Genomic DNA, 18,681 nt, shown 5'->3' with positions numbered 1-18,681 from the left:
ACAAACCTTCGTTTGCCGTAGCAAACTACGGTTTGCGAAGGCAAATCTAATACAAATATACAAAAAATAAATTTGTGATTAAATAAATTTATTATATTAATTCCATTTTTACCTGTCATCCGAAGCTTTAGCGTAGGATGACCCCTTTTACCCATTTTACTCTTTCACTAATCAAGTTCGTAGCTAATCGTGGCATCAATTATGATATCCTGGCTGCCAGCTGAAACTGTAGGTGCTGCCGCTCCCCCGCCTATACCTACCGAGTCTGATTTTGCATAAATTGGATAAGGTGTGGGCACGCCAGAACCGCTTTCGCTAAAAGAAATAACTTTGCCTAATTTAACACCCATAACCTGGGCTAAGGCGTCGGCTTTTAGTTTAGCATTTTCTAAGGCTAAAATTCTTGCATCCTGTCTATATTTTTCAGGATTATCAATAGTGAAAGTCAAACCTCCAATCTGGTTTAAATTCAAATCACCGGCAGTTTTTAAAACATCATCAACCTTGTCAGTTTGTCTTATTTTAACCTGCACATTCTGAGAAACAGTATAGCCGGTTAAAGTCTGCTTGCCATTGCTATAGTCATAGTTTGGATAAATAGAATAATCAGTAGTTTGAATGTCTTCATTGGCAATGCCCAAAGCTTTTAATTTATCTATTAAGGAGTTAATTGTCCTTGAATTCTCTGTTTGCGCATCAGCAACTTTGGCTTTTTGGGTAGATAAGCCAAGTGAAACTAAAGCAATATCAGGAATAGCAGTTACTTTGCCTTCACCCATAATACTAATGGTTCTCTGAATGTCTGGATTTTTACCAATGTAATAATGCTGCTTGGACATGTTCCAGGCCCATAAGCCAATGGCAATGCCCAAAACTACAATAAACAATGACAAAAGAACAGACAATAATGGATTTTCTTTGAAATTTGGAAGCATAAGTTTTAAAATTAAGAATTAAGTATTAAGAATTAAGATTTTTTTAAAAGCGGTCTAATCCCTGGCAAAACTTTGCCTTCCAAAAATTCCAGCATGGCTCCACCAGCAGTAGACACAAAATCAGGCCAGGTTTTTAATTTTAATTTATCTAGCAAGGCAATCGTCTCTCCTCCGCCAGCAACTCCAAAAGACGGTCCTTTGGAGATTATGGCAAATTGCTGAGCGATAAAATCACTGCCATGGCTAAATTCTGGAATTTCAAACATGCCCATCGGCCCATTCCAAACTAAAGTTTTTGCCTGATTAAAATGGCGCGCAAAGTTTAATTCTGTGCGTAAACCGATATCCACTATATAAAAATTCTTGGACTTAATTTTATTTAGTTCTGAAATTTTTTTGATTAAAATCTTGCCATGGCCATTTAAGCTATTACAAATCCTCACATCAAGCGGCAGAATCAATTTGCCTTTGGCTTTTAGCATTAACTTTTTAGCCAAACCAACAAATTCTTTTTGATAAACTGACTTGCCGATATTAATTTTCTGGGCTTTCAAAAAATTATTGGCCAATGCCCCGCCAATTAAAACATAATTGTATTTTTTTAAAAAATTTTCAATCACCTTAATCTTTGTCTCAATCTTTACTCCGCCTATTATCGCTGTGGCTGGCTTTTTAAACCCCTTGAGCAATTTGCTCAAATTTATCACTTCCTTTAATAAATTAAAACCGGCGTAAGCAGGCAAAAATTTAGTTATCGCAACAATTGAAGCGTGAGTACGATGAGAATTGGCAAAGGCGTCATTAACATAAATATCAGCCAATGAAGCTAATTCTTGGGCAAATTTTGCGTCATTTTTTTCTTCGCCCGGATAAAATCTTAAATTTTCTAAAAGCAAAATTTGCCCGGCTTTCATTTTGGCGACTTTTTGCTTTACCCTTTCGCCAATACAATCGTCAATAAACTGAACCGGTTTTTTGGCAATACTATCCAGATAAACTGCTACTGGCTTTAAGCTTAGCTTTTTAATTATTTTTCCTCCCGGCCTATCCAGATGAGCCATTAAAACAACTTTTGCTTTATTTTTCAATAAAAAGTTGATGGTTGGAAAACTGCGTTCAATTCTTTCTGGCTCTATAACTTTTCCATTTTTAATTTCAACATCATAATCAACGCGAACCAAAACAGTCTTGCCTTTTAAATTTTTGAGAGCTTTAAGAGTTCTTAATTTCATAAGTATATTATAACAGAAAAAATGGAATAGGGCGAAAACGCCGTATAATAATAATTTACAGGGGACTTTAGTCCCCGTAAGGTAATACCAGGCCTTCGCGGACTAAAGTCCGCTATAAAGTACAGGTCTCGTGCCGTTTTCGCTATTCACCAATTATTTCATTCAAAACCCAACTATCCCCTTTAATTATTTTAATCTCAACATTTAAATCTTCTGCCAAAGTATTTTGGGCCAGCATTTTAAGATTAAATTCCAAATTCTCTGGCGCGATTTCTGAACCATGTTCAGTAATTTGTCCTAATCCAATAACCGCGCCAGTAACTTTTTTGAGTTTATTCTTCTGGGCGTATTCTAAAATGAGTTTCATTATTTGGTTGGCAAGATGTAAATCATGCATAGGTTACTAATCTACTAATTAGCTACTAATCTACGAATAGTTGAGATATTATCCCACACGCCACAATTCCCGCAGTTTCTGCGCGTAAAATTCTTTTTCCTAAACTAACCGGAATTAAAGAATTCTGCCGCGCTAGATCAATTTCAAACTGCGAAAAGCCGCCTTCAGATCCGATAAATATGTTTATTGTCTTATTGCCATGAGTTCTTAAAATATCTAATAAATTATTGGATTTTTCCTGTTCATAACAAATTAAATTCAAATCTCGGGGATTTAAATTCTTTACAGCATCTGCGAATTTAATTACTGGCTCAAAAACTGGCGGAATTTTCCCTCCGCTTTGCATTGTGGCTTCTTCAATTATTTTTTTATAACGACTAATTTTATTCTGGTTCAATTCATTGACCACACAAAATTCCGTTACTACAGGCACAATTTTCTTAACTCCAATTTCAGTTGCTTTCTGACAAACCCATTCAAATTTGTCTTTTTTTAAGAGTGCTTGATATAAAACTATTTCAATTGGCAGTTCCCTGTCAATTTCAATCCTCCTAATTAAACGGCAAAAAATTTTTTTATCTTTTAGCTCACTAAATATCACTTCGTATTCCTCACCAGTGTTATCAAACAAAAACAAAGAATCACCAATTTTTAGACGCAAAACTTTGGTGATTTTCTTGATAATATCTTTATCAGAAATGACTATGTTCTGTGGGTCTTCAATTGTGGTGGGAAGAAAGAATCTAAACATATTAAATTTTATTCCCCACTTTAGTGGGCCTGCTAAAGCAGGGTGTAAATTTAGTGTGTCGCACAAGAGATGCACGGATCATACGCCCGAATCAAAGCCCTAATTTTTATCCTGCGCTCATGAACCGGCAATTTATAAACATTGGGCAAATATGCTTTTAAGTCAGCTTCTAAATTGGCCAAAAATTGCGCCGTGGGCGTAATCACATTGGCCTCAAGAACTTTGCCATTTTTATCAAATTTATAATAATCCAGTAAAATTCCCCGCGGCGCTTCAACCGCGCCATAACCCACGCCTGCTTTGGGCTTAACCTTAACTTTAATATTTTTCTGGTCAATTTTACCCAGTTGTTTAAAAATTTTATTAATTTCTTCCAGACAATGGACGATTTCCACTGCTTGGGCATAGACATTATAAAAAGTATTATAACAAGGCATTTTTTGTTTTGCCTCCAGCCAGAGTTTTTTAGCCTGGGGATTTAATTTATCATGATTCAAATTTATACGCGCCAAAGCACCGGTAAAATAAGGCTCTTTATCCAAACTTACTCTTTTAACATTTTCAAACGGCTGGTGAAATTCCTTGATCTTATGCTGAAATTCTTTAACAGTATATTTTTTCCCCTTACTGGTTATAATGTCACCCCATAAAATTTCATATTCTTTTTTATTATCCAGGGCAATAAATTCTGTTTCCCGGCTAAATTTTGGATATTTTATTTTGCGCGCAAATTCAGCAATAAAAATCGCATCAGCCAAAAGAGAATTGTAATTTTTCAATAATTTATTTACTTCCTGAATAGATGGCAATTTTTTAAACCCGCCGACTTCAATGGTTAAAGGATGAACAATACGTCCACCAATTAATTCAACCATACTTATAGCAAATTGGCGCACTCGCAAAGTCGCCTGGGTTTCTTTGGGATATTTTTTTATAAAATTCAAATCATTTTCAATGCCAAAAAAATCAGGCAAAGACAGAAAAAACATGTGCAAAGAATGGGAATGGATTATCTGCAAAAGTTCCATGACTTTGCGCAAAGCAATGGTCTGGCTGGAAACTTTAATGCCAAAAGCATGTTCAATCGCATGCGTGGCTGAAAGAAAATGCACAATCGGACAAATGCCGCAGATTCTGGCAGTAATCATGGGCACTTCAAAATAATCCCGACCCAAAAGTATGCCCTCAATCAAACGCGCGCCTTCTAATGTTTCCAATTTCGCCTTTATCACATCTCCTTCCAAAATTGAAGCCACAAATCCAGTATGCCCTTCCATTTTGGCAATGTGGTTGATTTTAATTGTTTTTGTTTTTGACATAGTAATCTTGCTTTTATTATACCTTATATTTGCATAACAAAAAAGCTACTTATTAAAAAGTAGCTCTTATTCACATTTTTTTGTTAAAATTTACTTAGTCATCATTGTGAGGAGAATTTTCAATCTCTTTTAATGGTTGCCGGAGGGCATCGGGTTCAATTCCGTGAAAAAATTTTTTTTCTACTTTTGCATTATTTGCTTTGCATATACTGCATTCTTTTGTATGTTCACGAATTTTATCCCATTCCTCATCTGTTAATTCAAAATTAGATTTCTTGCCAAAGGAAGCCATAATTTTCTCCTTTTCTGGGCATTTTTTATATTCTGACATAATTATCTCCTTTTTAGACTATCTTTTTTGTACTCAAACTTTCAGCATCAAATGATGCTTTTTAAAGAACCCTTGATATCTTAGCTTAGTTCATTTTTATGAAAATGTCAAGGGATTCCTACAAAATTACGAATCTTCTACAAATATACAAAATTCTTATCCTCGCTTTACCTCCTTAAAAAAGGAGTGGCTCAGGGGAGGTTGTACTGAACCCAGGTAAAACACAAACTACCAAATTCCTATTTTAAGTAACAGACTAAAGTCTGTCATTCCGTTTCTTGGCGTTTTCGCCTTACCAAATTTACGCAAATAAAAAAGCTAGCATTTCCCGCTAGCTAAATTTTACATTATATTTTATTCCTAAGAAACTGACTCCTTAATGAAGACATTTCGGAGATAGTATTTCTCTCCTTAATTCCGGCCAATCATCTATCATACCCTCCACTATCTCCTTTCCATGTGTTTCCAGGAGTTGATGAAATGCCGCGAATGACTCTCTACAAATATCACACTCCTCGACATGCTTCATTAACATATCCCATTCAACTTCTGTTAATGGGCTATTTGCCTCTTTATTCATATGCAGAGATTCCCATAATTCATCTCGCTTTTTACATCCACTCATGATTATTGACTCTTCAGAACACCTTTCATCTTTTTCATCTATTAACATTATTTACCTCCTTATTTACTTTGTTTAGAATTAAGTATAAACTGATGCCTTAAAGAACTCTTGATATTTTAGCTTAGTTCATTTTTATAAAAATGTCAAGGGATGGACGATTGTAAGACAGTTGTAAGATATTGTAATACAATTGTTTTACCACTGTCTTACCACCATATTACCATTGTTTTACAATCATCTTATTACCGATAAATCCGATAAATTACCCCTGCTTTGTCATCAGAGAGGTAAAGCGCACCATCTTTCCCAAACACCAAATCAACAGGCCTGCCAATTACTCCAGCTGAAGTTAAAAATCCAGTTATAAAATCTTCAGAGCTGACAACTTTATTGCCATCAATTTTCAAATGCACAACTTTATAACCAACTGGTACTGAACTATTCCAGGAACCATGTAATGCTACAAGTAAATCTCCTTGCCAACTTGCTGGGAACTTTTTTGAATCAATGAAAGTTAGGCCAAGCGGCGCATTATGCGCGCCATATTCATAAATCGGTGCCACTGAATCAGCGCAAGGATCACGGATATAAACATTTTTATCAAAATTGCGATCATTAATTTTCTGGCCATAACAAATTGGCCAGCCATAATTTTTGCCAGCACTTAAAATATTAAATTCATCTGGCGGCAAATTATCGCCCAAATTGTCACGCCCCATATCATTGCCCCAAAACTGCTTGGTCCTGGGATTTAAAATAAAGAAAACAGTATTTCTCAAGCCTTTAGCAAAAATTTCATAAGACCAATTGGACGGGTCATATTTTAAAATCGTAGCTCTGCGCTCATCAGTTTCATGGCAAACATTGCAGGATGAGCCAACTGACACATATAAAAATCCATTGGGGCCAAATTGCAATGTTCTGGTAAAATGTCCGCTTCCGCTTGGCAAATTAAACAAAAATTCTTTATTGCCTAATTTTAAGTTGGCTGAATCATAAGTATAACGGCTGACTTTGTTTGTTTCAGCAATATATAAATAACCGTTATCAATGGCCAGACCATGCGGATTATTCAAACCTGAAGCTATGACAACTTTTGAGCCATCGGATTTAATTGCATAAACCTTGCCCTCGCCCATGGCTGAAACCAGCAAACTACCTTGATCATCAAAAAGCAATACTCTTGGCGTATTCAAATCCTTGGCAAATACATCAATTTTAAAATTACCCAAAATCGTAAATGGACCCTGAACAGTTGGCGTTATAACTTCCGGAACCACATTCGCGACATTCGCATCATTCGCAATATTCGCATTATTATTTACATTCGTATTATTATTCGCATTTAATAATTTACTCACATCTGCCACTGGCTGACCAAAAGCCGGCCCAATCTGCGGATAAAAATAAATAACAATACCAGCTAGCCCGATGGCAAGAATGACAAAAACAATAACTAAAATTTTTAACCACTTGTTCATTTACATTAAATTAATTTTCGTGTTATTTAGTGATAAAATTTCGTGGTTCTGTTATCTTATATTCAGATTTTTTTCATATTCAGACCACATTGACTTTAGTTCTTCAATCATCCCCTGGCTGTCATTATCCAAATCTAATTCCCCAACTTCTAACCTTTCAGTAATATAATCATCAACCATTTCATCCCAGGCCTCTTTATTAGTCACTGGCGCCTCTTCAGCGCGTTTTTTGATTTCATTGTAAGCTGTTTGCAAGTCAAATGATAAAAATTCAGTCATATTTTTTTAGAATTAAGAATTAAGAATATAGAACAAAGAATACAACAATTACGAATTTCTTCTATATTCTAAATTCTTACTGCTTTATTCTATAAACATTATACCAAAAATCTTTAAAAACCCAAATTTGACAAAATTTTAAGTAATTATTATGATAAAAGCAAAGAAGCTCTTTGCTAGTGCTAATACCATTAGCAAAAGAAAAACATTAACAACAAACCGGAGGTATTTAAAATGGTTGCTGCGACCAACCACGCGGAAAAGTTAGGCACCTTATGTGCCTGCGCCATTTCCTTGCTCCAGAGAGGGACTCGGTGTAAACATCAAACCCAGCCGGTATTTAATGCTCTTGCAGAATTTATCGGCGAAAAACCCTTCCTCATCGAATTCAACCGGGCATCATATCCTGGTCGATTCGGTAATCGATGCGCTAGATGCGGCTCGTTTATCGATGATGGTGGAACATGCAATTGCGGGACAGACCACGACAACGAAATTCCCGGCCCTTATGCCAAACGTTTTCCAGCTGAGCGATCACTTGAAGAACAAGTAGCCGCGCTTATCGTTCAAACTGGCAAAGCCATTGAAATGGCAGACAAAAGCAACTGGCAAATAAGGGAAAATCTTCTTAGCTCGTTACAAGCCTTCAAAGAAGGAAAATCAACCAGAAAAACATTAGCGGCATAGCTAAGAACTAAAAAATAAAAGGGCGAGAGCAATCTCGCCTTTTTCTTTTTTAATAATTTAAAAGGGAGAGCGATAATACGCTCTCCCGAATTTGCTTGCTCTGAGCCCAGCCTGAATATGTGACGGTAGCAGTCATACCCGAGATCTAAGCTCAGCGCTTTGAGGAGAAGCCTGCAGTGACAACAGGCTTCATCTAAATTATATACATTTTGGAAACTTTGTCAATAAGACGCTTCCAAGCAAGTTTTAACATAAGAAATTTAAAAGGGGGAACAATTAATGTTCCCCCAGAGTTTTCAGCGCTGAGCCCGCCCTGATATATGACTGTTGGGCGACAGTCATTTCCCGAGACCTAGGACTCAGCGCTACAAAAGGAGGGTTGCGAAACTTATACAGCTTCCCGTATGCCGCTTTTTGGGCTGCAGTTTGTTCCGCGAATGGAGTATACAATTTAATATAATGATTGTCAAGTCTCTTAGCTTTATTTCCTCAGTCATTTGCCTTTTTCATGGCAGCTTCAATTCTATCTCGTGCTCCAAAAAATTCCATTTTCTCTAAAATATCAGCCAGGCTATAACCATGATTTTGTAAAATCTTAATCAAATTCCTGATTTTCTCATCTGATTGATCTAAAATTCCCCGGCACGCCCAGCATTCCTGACGCGAATTCAAACAGACTGCATTACAGCCAGCTAAAGCAATTGGCCCCAGACAAATCTTCCCTTCCTGCAAAAGGCAAGGGTTTTTATTAATCTGGCATTCCCAGCAAACCGGATTCATCTTCAAAGCCCAGGGTTTTTTGTTTATAAGATTATATACCAAATCTAAAAAATTCTGGGCATTAATCGGGCAGCCAGGAATTACATAATCAACCTTAATGGCCTTGGGCACTTCTACTACTTCCCTATTTTCAATTGTCTTGCATGATTTGTAAACATAACAGCCTATTTTTTTAAAATCATGGTAATTTTTTATTTCCCAAACCCCGCCTAAATCAGCGCAGTTGCCTAAAACAACCACCACATCTGAAATTTTCCTAATGCGTTTTAAAATATGCAAATTCTCCGTGGTCACAGGATTGCCTTCAATAAAAGCAATATCATAATGTGAGCGTTCTTTTTCATCCTCAATTAATCTAAATTCATCCAATTCAATATAGCTGGTTAATTCTAAAAATTTCTCATGCAAATCCAAGAGAGAGAATTGACAACCTTCACAGCTTGTTAGTCCGAAGATGGCGACGTGGGGTTTTAATCTGTTTTTTGACTTCATAATGTTTGCTTGGAATTAGGCGAATAAAACGATTGTAATACCATGGTAATATATTGTAATACAATTGTTTTACCACGATCTTACAGCTGCCTTACCATTGTCTTACAATAGTCTTACAATCGTCTTACAAACGATTCCGTTGCCCTTCGTCTTGTTTCGTCTTATAGGTAGAAGTTATCGCATTATTTAATTTTACATCCAAATTCTTAAGCTTCCCAAATATTGAGTTATATCGCATTTCAGTAAGTTTTTCACGTTTATATAAAGTATTAGTCCAATGGACAGACTCCTTTAAAGAACCGCGAGCGACGTAATAAAATCTATTTCTGTCCAAAAAATGATAACGGCCATTTGCTTCAGAAATATTAGCTCCCATAGAATCAACCGCCCGCATCCATTGATCGCCCATCAACTTCTTGGTTTGCCAATCAAATTCTGAATATATTGGCCAGCATTCTTCGGCAATTTCCACAGCCAATTTATAGATTTCCAAATTATTTAATTCCATGATTTTTGTTTTTATTTTATAATTTTTTTACCATTGTCTTACCACTGTCTTACAATTGTCTTACCATTGTCTTACTATCAATTTACCTTCTTCACCCTCCCCATATAAATTCCTTCCCCTGCTCATTAAAAATATTCAAACTTTCTTGTGTATATTTTTGCAAATTATTTAATTGTGAATTATTAATTACTTCACAGACCCAGCCCCAGTGAATTGTCACAATATCCCCGATTTTTAAATCTTTAACAAATCCTTTATCCGCAAACTGGGTTAAAACTTCTCGTTCTAATGTATCGCCTAAAGTTATTTTATCATCTTTTATAATTAAAGGCTTGTAATCAACCAAAATGGATGATTTTTTTATTTTTTTAATTTTACCCCAGGAAATCCTGCATTCATCAATTGATTTCAAGGTGTGCATAATATTTACCTTACCGGCGCGCAACCAGATATTCATGACATGAAAATTATGATGCGGCTTTGTCATTTGAGGCGCTAAACCTAAAACTTTTTCTGCCACAGAAGTTGGCAATTTTGCTTTTAGATTTTTATCCTCTGTAAAATGCCTGTACAACTTTTTAATTTGCACATTCTCAATTAAATTATTGCCAAGCCAATAGGCCTCAACAACTTCTGGGTCAAATTCATCTTTAATCCTATTTTCTCTGGCAATTAATTTTAAATAAGGGTGCATTACTTCAAATTCTGACAAAATATTTTGTAAAGTCGGCTCAAAATAATTTTGGCTGCAATACTCAAAGAGCGCCTTGTTTTTATCAGGCCCGCAATAGGCGAAATAATTGGGCATAAATGCATATCTGGCGCAGCGCAAAACACCTTCAATTGAATTTTGGGGAATTAACTTGGACATCTTTGATTTTCCTTACAGAATAAATTATTAATATGCAAGCTAAAGTAATCAAGCAAGATCCCCCAATTTGATAAATATTAAACTTATGGCTAGATATAATTTCCAAACTGGTTGTAATCGGCGAAGCTAATACTAGAATTGATGTCACGGTTACCGTTGGCAAATATTTCAAAGCCTTATACCACGTTAAAACATAACCTAACAATAAAACTGAGCTGATTATCACCCAAATCCATTGGTTTAAATTTAAAGAGACTAGAGTATGAATCTGACCTGTAGCTGATAAATAAGCAAGTAGTATCATTGAACCAAAAAACATCCTGGCCCAAGCCACGATCTCTGAGGCAACATTTTTTAAAACTTTTTTGGCTATCACAAATTCAATTGTCCACATCAAAGTCGCAGTTAGAACTAAAAGTTCGCCATAGCCATAATTAAAAAATTTAAAGCCTAACAGCGCTAAATTACCTAAAAATAATAAAGCCAAAGCCAAATATTGCAATTTGCCTATTTTTTCTTTTAAAAACCAGATGGCCAATAAACTGACCCAAACAAATAATGTTTTATGAATAAATGCAGCGCTAGTAGCACTGGTCATGCTTAAACCCTTAAAAAATAAAAGAAAGGGCACGCTGCCGCCAATAATTCCTATTAGGCCTAATTTTACCCAATCATCTTTAGCAATTTTTCTTAACTTATTAAACAAAAAAGGAGTTACAATCAAGGCAGTTAAAATTATGCCAACTATCAAATTTTTGCTAGTGGTAAAAATATCAGAATTACTGACTGTTGATACCGCAAATTTATTAAGAAAAACCGAAACGCCTGAAATTAATGCAGTGCCCAAAACCAGATACAAGCCCTTATTTACTTTTTTCATAATTATATAAATTAATAATTTGATTTGCTTCTTTAGCTGCAATCTTTTGGATCGCAAAATTATTTAGAGCTAAAATCCAGTCCCCGACTTTAACTTTATTTAATAAATTCAAACTTACTTCCCTGCTTTTTTTATTGGCAGTACTTACGACTGCTTTTTGTCCGATAATTTTTTTTATTTTATATGGGATGCTTAAACACATAAATTTAATAAAATTGACAAACGCTTATATTATTATATACAATTAAGGCGCTACAAAGGGACTGTGGCAAAAAAATCAACCAAGGAGGGAATTTTGGAAAAAAACGATCAAAAACCCGTACCCGTGCCGCCGCAAAAAGAGGAAGTACGCTGCATATTTTGCGGACAAATCTTTAATCTTCCTCCGCCTTTTACCCTGCCAAAGCACAAAAATCCGATTAAAGAGGGTCAAGACCCACTGAAAGTCAGCTTTTGCGTCGGCCAGGGCAAACAAGGCAAAACCATTGCCGCGATTAAGGAAGCAGCTTCTGAAATGGAAAAAGAAGAAAAACGGCAAAGGGAAAGAGAACGCAGAAAGCAACTAAGGCTGCTGCAAACACAGGCGTAAAACCCCCTTAAGCTGGATCATCTGATCCAGCTTTTATTTTATTTTAAATTACTTATTTTACATTTACCTTCGCAAAAGCATAGCTTGCTACAACAAGTGAAGATTTGTTGCTTTTGGCGCAATCACGCCTGGCCTTAATTCCCATTTCCCATCTTTATATTCTCCAACAATACCGCCCTGATCAGGGACATCCGGATTATCTATAGTCCCGTATATTCTACAAATTGAAGAATCCGCACTAGAACCAAGTCCTTCGTGAACGCCTTTAACCATATATTCATAAAATATACTGCCCCACCCCACGCCTTTAGCCCTGCCAACTTTCACATAAACTCTTAAGCCAACCAATTTATTATTCCGATCATAATATTCCTCTGTGATTTCAAGTTGATCATCTTCAATATCCTCTTCTTTGGCAATATTTTTAATCAAGCCTAATATTTCAAATTTTTCAAAAATCTTCTCCTCCTCAATTACTGAATTTCTAATTTTTACTATCTTAAATTCCGCGCTCTTCTGCAAAGGCTCACTCCTCCCCCCTTCAAAAATCTTTGGCTTAAACATATATTTTATTTACTTAATTTTTCATAAGCTTTGGCATCGCCATATTCTAAAAAATTCTTATGATGTTCCGGCGGTATAAAATTCGGATCTTTGGCATGCTTAATGCCACACCAGTATTTCTCAGTTTTAGCTGCAATAATTGAAGCATAATGCATTAAGCCATTGGCATAACCGCAATAAGCGCAATTAACTTTTTCCCAGCGCGTTAAATATTTTAATTTCTGGCGGTCAATTTTTATATACATTGAACGCTTAACAATGGGAATTTTATAAAGCCGGAAACAAATCTGGTGATACATTTCCAAACATAGATCAAAAAGAACCAAGGGAATAATCATAAAATAAATCACGGGCATGGATAATAGATGCCGGTAAACTCGTTCTGGATGTTTTTTATATTGCATAAATTTATTTTAACCACTTATCAAGCAATTTATTTAGATCCGAAGACTTTTTCCAATCAGCTTTCATTTTATCATACATCTTTTGTGTTCCGGGATAGGGCTTGGAGCCGCGCTTAAAAATTCTATAATGCGGTGCCCATCTTTCAATTACATCATTGAATACCTCTGAAACCTGCCATAAATATTCGGGATTTTTATTCTTAATTTTGCTTCCTTCAATTAGTCCATATCTATCTTTAATATAAGCAAAAAACATAAAGTGCAGCATTTCGTGGGCAATTACTGAATTGGAAAATTTTGGCAAGCGATGCCAAAAAGGAAAAGAAAACATTTTATTTTTTATATCTCTAGGATACATGCCATAAATTGTAACAATTGCTAGATATTTGCCTTTTGGCCACTTCCGTCCGTAAAAAATTTTATCAACTAATTTAAAATATCTATCTTTTACTTTATCCCAATTTTCTCTCGCTTCTTGCGTGCCCTTAACAATTTCCTGTTTTTTTACTGCAAAAATAAATTTTGTATAAGCCCTGAGAATTTTATTTCTCTCCTTTTCTGAGAAACTACTTTCTAATACATACTGAAAATTTTGTGGTAAAAACCATTTAATAAAGGGGTGACCTTTTCTTCTTTTTAAAAAATCAATTGCATTCTCTGTATCTTTTTTATAATCAATTACAAACTTAATTTGTGGGTAATGGCTCTTCATCTATTTTACTTCAATATTTAACTTGAATAAGATTGACGGCGCCAGGCATTGAGGGTAGCAGGTCGGGGTACCCGTCGCACTCAGCGTAACTGTGCCTGCAGTTTTGGCTTTATAAACACCCTGCGCTCCCCTGATCACCAAAATATTTACTACCCGGCTAATAATATTTTGATCGCTGATGCTAATATCCCAATTATAAAATTCACCTAAATTTAATAAAAACGTCTCACCGATTTTTAGGGTTATGGTTTTATTGTTATCAGCCAAGGTAACGGTCTGACTCCCCGCAGATGTATTTATCGGCTGTTTTGTCACTTCTGCCACTAAAACCAAACTATCGCTTTTTGTCCCTTTAACTGTCACCTGTTCACCCTGCTGGAAAAAGTCAGCTGAATTAATTGAGGCGCATAGAACCTGGGTGTTTTCAACATTACATTTGCTATTTTGATCAAATTTTAATTCCATTGTCAAAGCTGGCGCGCCCGGCTCTTCATAAACCAAATACCAGGTGTCTGGCTTTAAGCCAGGATTATTTTTCACCATATTGCCTGTGGCAAAAAAATTAAATTCATTTTGGACCGGCTGATTTATATTCTGGTTCAAATTAACATTATTAACTGGCTTGACAACCAAATTACAGCCGCTTAAAAAAATTATCGTTACAAATAAAATTAAAATGATTTTAAAATTTTTCATATTTTATTTTAAAAATTAAATCCAAAATTCAGATTTCGGCTTTCATAATTCGGGATTAAATCGGACCAAGCCAACTTTTAAAATCCTTAAGTTCCGCATAAGAAAAAACCGGCCCATCTTTGCACACATATTTTGTGCCAATAGCGCAGTGCTGGCAAACGCCTTGTCCGCAATCAATATGGCGCTCCAAAGAGACAAAAATATTTTCTGGTTTTAATCCTTTGGCAATCAATTTCTGGATAACAAATTTATACATTATCGGCGGACCACACATGAAAGCTACGGCATCTGCGGGAATATTTTTTAAATCAAACAATGTTGTTACCACTCCTTTACGGTACTTTTTAGTTTCAGGATTATCCAAAGTTATACTTAAATCGCAAACATTTTTCCACTCTTTATACTCTTTTGTATAATTCAACAAACTCTCATCACGACAGCCATAAAAAATATAGACCTTCTTATATTTTTTCGGATATTTTACAGCATCCAAAATTACTGGTCGCAACGGTGGAATGCCAATGCCGCCAGCCACCAAAAGCACATTTTTACCTTTAGCCAAATCAATTGGAAAAGCATGGCCATATGGACCGCGAATGCCAATTATATCCCCTATTTTCTTATTATGCAGTTCTGAAGTTAATGTTCCTACTTTTCTAACAGTTATTTGCATGGACTTTTTATTTTCCATGTTTGATGCAATTCCAAAAATCGCCTCACCAAACCCTGGGAGTGAAGCCATAACATATTGTCCTGGCTCAAATAAAAAACCTTTGTAAGGCAAACTTAAAGTAAAGGTCTTGGAACCAATACTCTCTGTATCTATCTTTAGAATTTTACAATTGTAGGTCTTGTATTCGTTTAACATAGTTAATCAATAAATGTCGGGTCTAATTTCTAATTATTAATTATTAATTTTTAATCAATGGCTAATGTTATAATGATTTAATTATCCTTATTACCATTTTTCTTACATGAACTTAATATTTTGACAAATATTTTGGTTAATTCGTGCGCTTCTTGATAAAGCTTGCCACAATCTTCTTTCCTGGCCGGGTTAGCTTTAGCAAGCATTCTCAACCAATGCATTGTTTCTTTCGATTCCTTTTTACAAATTGAAATTTTATGAACAAAATCCTTCTTTGATTCTGCGCCGTTGGCTTCCATATAGTTTGCACCAAGACTAGTTCCTGATCTTACCAATTGATTAATTAATGGTTTATTGATAATTGTTTCAGGCAAAGTCTTAGCAAAATCAATAATCTCTTCGCCGAATTTACCAGTTCTTTCCTCTAAATCAAATACGCCATTTTTCTTTTCCCCCATAAGAATTTAATCATTAAATTATTAAAAATTCTTTAAAAATTAAAAATTATTAATTAATCATTAAACCGAACCATTTACACAAACCTCCTCATTTCTTCGCTTTCTTTTCTCTCGCTTTCAATATATCTCTTTGCGTCTGAAAGACATCTATATCTGCCGGACAAGTCCTAGTACAGCGTCCGCATTCCACGCACCCAGGCAAAGAAAAGGTTGCTGGTGTTCTGACAAAGTGATGTTCGTACCAAAAATAAATTTTCTGAGCGGTGGTAGTCATAAGCCGATGTTTTGGTGCAGACGGCGCTGGACCAGCGACCTGGGTAAATTCATTATAAAAACAAGTGTCCCAACAGCGATTTCGGCTACCAGAATCTTTAGCTAAATTTGACTGGTCATAAATCCTAAAACAAAAACAAACAGGGCAGGCAATGGTGCATTTGCCGCATTGAATACAGCGTTTACCCAGATCATCCCAAATTTTCTGGTTATGGAAATTTTGCATGCCATCCATGACTGAAACCATTTGAGCATCTAGCCCTTCTTCCCTGATTGGTCCTGCATATTCAATATGCTGGTAATTTTTATAGCCTCCGCCAGAGGCGGATCCGCCTTTGGCGGAAAACTTATCCAAAAGTCGCTGTCCGTCTTCTGAGCCAGTATAAATTTTAAAATCATTTTTTTGCACTGCCAGAAAAATATCAAACTGCAGATGTTCAAGTTTATCCTCCTCAAACTTGGCAAAATATTTATAAAAATTTTCTTTGGGCACATGACTTGTGCCAATAACCAAAGTTTTCTTTTTAATTTCCTGATAATAAGGGTCTTGCTCAAAAACCTGATTTAGCAAAGTTAAGGCCTGTAAATCTAGAATTGAAACGCCAAGAAAAATCTGACTTTTAATCTTAGACCTGGCCTCGGCCAAGACGGGCAAGCTTTCTTTAAAATTTTGTCCCTCATAATCAAACATTTTCTGATAAGGCGGCAACATGTACCATTTCCAGGAATCAAGCGGAAGTTCTGAGCCCAAATAAAAATCTTTGGCATTTTTTAATTCAGCCAAATGCAAATATCCCTCAACATTATATTGTGGCGCATAAACTAGATTATTTTTTACTAAATAATCAACAAATTGATTTAATTTGGTTTTATTCATAACTGCTCTAATTATATCAAAATTTGAGATAATAAAAAAGGAAACGCTTAATGCATTTCCTTATTCGCCAGTTAACTTCTTTCAGATTGGCCCTTTTGAGCCACAAACAACATTATCCTTGGTTGGCACGAGATCCAGATGATTTTCAAATCTGGGAATAATATCCAGTTTGAGATTTGAACCCTGCGATGAACAGACGACAAAGAGATATTTTATCTCTAATTCCTTCAAACGGCCGTCTGGGGTTATTCCTTTTTCACATTGATAAACATAAGTGTAGACCTTGGCTTTTTGTTCCCAGTCATTGGTGTCAATCGGCCCTTCTGCATTACAATTTTTGGGCACTGGATTTTTTTGTTTGTAATTCTCAAAATATTGTTTTGCGTCTTTGACTTCGGGAAGAACTTTTTTTTCATATACATGTAAAAAACCAGCCAACCCAAAAGCCAATACCATTAAAAAAATACAAACAATCCCTAATTTATCCCTTAGATCCATTTTTTCCTCCTTTTTAAAGATCAATTGTATTCTTCTTAAATAAATCTAAACACGTATTTTTTTTATTGTCAAGAAAAAGCGCCCCATTTTACTGAAGCGCTTAATATATCAATATTTCATAATTCATAATTCAGAGTTCATAATTCAGATCTTCACCATTTCCACCATTTCAGCCAAACGGCATGAATATCCATATTCATTATCATACCAAGCCAAAACCTTGACCAAATCCCCGTCAACCACCTTCGTTGTACCCAAATCAACAATCGCAGACAAGGTCGTGCCGATTGTGTCAGTGGAAACAATCGGATCATAAGTCACACCAATTATTTTTTTATATAATGGATTTTTTGACGCACTAATAAATGCATCATTAACTTGCTTAACAGTAACTTTTTTCTTTAATAGCGCTGTCACGTCAATTAATGATCCTGTTATAACAGGTACTCTGATTGATAGACCGTCAAATTTATTTTTAAGTTCAGGCAAAGTCTGGATAACCGCATTTGCAGCGCCAGTGGTTGAGGGCACAATATTTACCGCAGCTGCCCTGCCCCGTCTTGGATCTTTGGCATCAGGGCCATCAACGAGCTTTTGAGTGGCGGTATAAGCATGAACAGTCGTTAACATGGCTTTTTTTACGCCAAAACGGTTCATTAAAACAGACATCACGGGCGAAGTGCAATTTGTAGTACAAGAAGCATTGGAAATAATTTGTTCACCTTTTTTCAGTTTTTTTTCATTTGCGCCAATCACAAAAGTATTTATATCTTCAGATTTGGTCGGCGCTGAAATAACAACTGCCTTCGCACCTGCTTTCAAATGCAAGCTCGCGCCCTCCTTTTCAGTAAAAAAACCAGTTGATTCAATAACCACGTCAATTTTTAACTTTTTCCAGGGCAATTTGCCGGGATCTTTTTCCGCAAAAACCTGGATTTTATTGCCATCAACAATAATAGAATCTTTAGTGGCTGAAACCTTATGCCCTTTCCATTGTCCATAGACTGAATCATATTTTAAAAGGTAAGCCAAAGTCGCTGGATCGGTTAAGTCATTGACAGCCACTACTTTAAATTTGGATTTAAGATCAATCGCCGCTTTATAGGCCTGGCGGCCAATCCGGCCAAAGCCATTAATTGCGACTATCTTTGTCATAATTTTTGCTTTAATCATT

25 protein-coding genes are annotated in these 18,681 nt (G+C 35.7%); 2 read left to right on the top strand and 23 right to left on the bottom strand.

All coding sequences use genetic code 11. The features are described from left to right. Positions 1-167: 167 nt before the first annotated feature. The 9 genes from WC460_01710 to WC460_01670 all read right to left on the bottom strand — a co-directional run bounded on the left by WC460_01710 (position 168) and on the right by WC460_01670 (position 7,350). Positions 168-935, bottom strand: coding sequence for an SIMPL domain-containing protein (locus tag WC460_01710; protein MFA5188059.1), 768 nt, complete (start codon positions 933-935; stop codon positions 168-170). Positions 936-967: 32 nt separating this feature from the next. Continuing rightward, complete coding sequence (locus WC460_01705; GenBank protein ID MFA5188058.1) at positions 968-2,167, bottom strand: phosphoglycerate kinase; 1,200 nt, start codon at positions 2,165-2,167, stop codon at positions 968-970. Positions 2,168-2,309: 142 nt separating this feature from the next. Beyond that, positions 2,310-2,564, bottom strand: coding sequence for a hydrogenase/urease maturation nickel metallochaperone HypA (locus WC460_01700; protein MFA5188057.1), 255 nt, complete (start codon positions 2,562-2,564; stop codon positions 2,310-2,312). Between the two features lie 25 nt (positions 2,565-2,589). Beyond that, entirely contained in the window at positions 2,590-3,315 is a 726-nt protein-coding gene (locus tag WC460_01695; protein MFA5188056.1) for an RsmE family RNA methyltransferase, read from the bottom strand. A gap of 50 nt (positions 3,316-3,365) precedes the next feature. After that, on the bottom strand, positions 3,366-4,634 hold the full coding sequence (locus tag WC460_01690; GenBank protein MFA5188055.1) for a Ni/Fe hydrogenase subunit alpha: 1,269 nt from the start codon (positions 4,632-4,634) through the stop codon (positions 3,366-3,368). Positions 4,635-4,728: 94 nt separating this feature from the next. Further along, positions 4,729-4,965, bottom strand: coding sequence for a hypothetical protein (locus tag WC460_01685; protein MFA5188054.1), 237 nt, complete (start codon positions 4,963-4,965; stop codon positions 4,729-4,731). 376 nt (positions 4,966-5,341) lie between these two features. Next, complete coding sequence (locus tag WC460_01680; protein ID MFA5188053.1) at positions 5,342-5,638, bottom strand: hypothetical protein; 297 nt, start codon at positions 5,636-5,638, stop codon at positions 5,342-5,344. A 194-nt stretch (positions 5,639-5,832) separates the two neighbouring features. Further along, positions 5,833-7,071: a PQQ-dependent sugar dehydrogenase gene (locus tag WC460_01675; GenBank protein MFA5188052.1), complete on the bottom strand. Its 1,239-nt coding sequence runs from the start codon at positions 7,069-7,071 to the stop codon at positions 5,833-5,835. 51 nt (positions 7,072-7,122) lie between these two features. Beyond that, a complete protein-coding gene (locus WC460_01670; protein MFA5188051.1) occupies positions 7,123-7,350 on the bottom strand; it encodes a hypothetical protein in 228 nt (75 codons plus the stop codon). A gap of 234 nt (positions 7,351-7,584) precedes the next feature. On the opposite strand from WC460_01670, the gene WC460_01665 reads away from it, so the two are divergent. Beyond that, positions 7,585-8,037 (top strand): hypothetical protein, encoded by a 453-nt coding sequence (locus WC460_01665; GenBank protein ID MFA5188050.1) that lies wholly within the window; start codon positions 7,585-7,587, stop codon positions 8,035-8,037. 489 nt (positions 8,038-8,526) lie between these two features. Here WC460_01665 and WC460_01660 read toward each other — a convergent pair whose 3' ends face one another. The 5 genes from WC460_01660 to WC460_01640 all read right to left on the bottom strand — a co-directional run bounded on the left by WC460_01660 (position 8,527) and on the right by WC460_01640 (position 11,770). Beyond that, a complete protein-coding gene (locus WC460_01660) occupies positions 8,527-9,309 on the bottom strand; it encodes a hypothetical protein (GenBank protein MFA5188049.1) in 783 nt (260 codons plus the stop codon). 124 nt (positions 9,310-9,433) lie between these two features. Next, positions 9,434-9,817 carry a four helix bundle protein gene (locus WC460_01655; GenBank protein ID MFA5188048.1) on the bottom strand — a complete coding sequence of 128 codons (384 nt, stop codon included), beginning with the start codon at positions 9,815-9,817 and terminating at the stop codon, positions 9,434-9,436. Between the two features lie 91 nt (positions 9,818-9,908). Continuing rightward, on the bottom strand, positions 9,909-10,688 hold the full coding sequence (locus WC460_01650; GenBank protein MFA5188047.1) for a DUF6390 family protein: 780 nt from the start codon (positions 10,686-10,688) through the stop codon (positions 9,909-9,911). Then, positions 10,657-11,568 carry a DMT family transporter gene (locus WC460_01645; protein MFA5188046.1) on the bottom strand — a complete coding sequence of 304 codons (912 nt, stop codon included), beginning with the start codon at positions 11,566-11,568 and terminating at the stop codon, positions 10,657-10,659. Before WC460_01645 ends, WC460_01650 begins: the two co-directional genes overlap by 32 nt. Further along, positions 11,552-11,770: a HypC/HybG/HupF family hydrogenase formation chaperone gene (locus tag WC460_01640; GenBank protein MFA5188045.1), complete on the bottom strand. Its 219-nt coding sequence runs from the start codon at positions 11,768-11,770 to the stop codon at positions 11,552-11,554. The genes WC460_01645 and WC460_01640 overlap by 17 nt, the downstream gene beginning before the upstream one ends. 93 nt (positions 11,771-11,863) lie before the next feature. On the opposite strand from WC460_01640, the gene WC460_01635 reads away from it, so the two are divergent. Continuing rightward, positions 11,864-12,157 carry a hypothetical protein gene (locus tag WC460_01635; GenBank protein MFA5188044.1) on the top strand — a complete coding sequence of 98 codons (294 nt, stop codon included), beginning with the start codon at positions 11,864-11,866 and terminating at the stop codon, positions 12,155-12,157. 87 nt (positions 12,158-12,244) lie between these two features. Here the strand turns inward: WC460_01635 and WC460_01630 are convergent, their stop codons facing one another. The 9 genes from WC460_01630 to gap all read right to left on the bottom strand — a co-directional run bounded on the left by WC460_01630 (position 12,245) and on the right by gap (position 18,662). Next, the gene (locus WC460_01630) at positions 12,245-12,721 is read right to left on the bottom strand and encodes a hypothetical protein (GenBank protein ID MFA5188043.1); all 477 of its coding nucleotides are present in this window, start codon (positions 12,719-12,721) and stop codon (positions 12,245-12,247) included. A 5-nt stretch (positions 12,722-12,726) separates the two neighbouring features. Further along, positions 12,727-13,125: a hypothetical protein gene (locus WC460_01625; GenBank protein MFA5188042.1), complete on the bottom strand. Its 399-nt coding sequence runs from the start codon at positions 13,123-13,125 to the stop codon at positions 12,727-12,729. A 4-nt stretch (positions 13,126-13,129) separates the two neighbouring features. Further along, complete coding sequence (locus WC460_01620) at positions 13,130-13,837, bottom strand: hypothetical protein (GenBank protein MFA5188041.1); 708 nt, start codon at positions 13,835-13,837, stop codon at positions 13,130-13,132. Continuing rightward, positions 13,838-14,533 carry a hypothetical protein gene (locus WC460_01615; protein MFA5188040.1) on the bottom strand — a complete coding sequence of 232 codons (696 nt, stop codon included), beginning with the start codon at positions 14,531-14,533 and terminating at the stop codon, positions 13,838-13,840. It abuts the gene before it with no gap. A gap of 55 nt (positions 14,534-14,588) precedes the next feature. After that, positions 14,589-15,401: an FAD/NAD(P)-binding protein gene (locus WC460_01610; GenBank protein ID MFA5188039.1), complete on the bottom strand. Its 813-nt coding sequence runs from the start codon at positions 15,399-15,401 to the stop codon at positions 14,589-14,591. Positions 15,402-15,478: 77 nt separating this feature from the next. Then, a complete protein-coding gene (locus tag WC460_01605) occupies positions 15,479-15,859 on the bottom strand; it encodes a four helix bundle protein (GenBank protein ID MFA5188038.1) in 381 nt (126 codons plus the stop codon). Between the two features lie 88 nt (positions 15,860-15,947). Then, entirely contained in the window at positions 15,948-17,009 is a 1,062-nt protein-coding gene (locus WC460_01600) for a 4Fe-4S dicluster domain-containing protein (GenBank protein MFA5188037.1), read from the bottom strand. Positions 17,010-17,090: 81 nt separating this feature from the next. Further along, positions 17,091-17,507, bottom strand: coding sequence for a hypothetical protein (locus WC460_01595; GenBank protein MFA5188036.1), 417 nt, complete (start codon positions 17,505-17,507; stop codon positions 17,091-17,093). A 144-nt stretch (positions 17,508-17,651) separates the two neighbouring features. After that, the gene (gene gap / locus WC460_01590; protein MFA5188035.1) at positions 17,652-18,662 is read right to left on the bottom strand and encodes a type I glyceraldehyde-3-phosphate dehydrogenase; all 1,011 of its coding nucleotides are present in this window, start codon (positions 18,660-18,662) and stop codon (positions 17,652-17,654) included. Positions 18,663-18,681 lie beyond the last annotated feature (19 nt).

It is taken from the genome of Patescibacteria group bacterium (assembly GCA_041651155.1).
GTDB lineage: Bacteria > Patescibacteriota > Patescibacteriia > CAIXNZ01 > CAIXNZ01 > JAPLYF01.
This window is presented reverse-complemented; position numbering and strand designations above follow the sequence as displayed.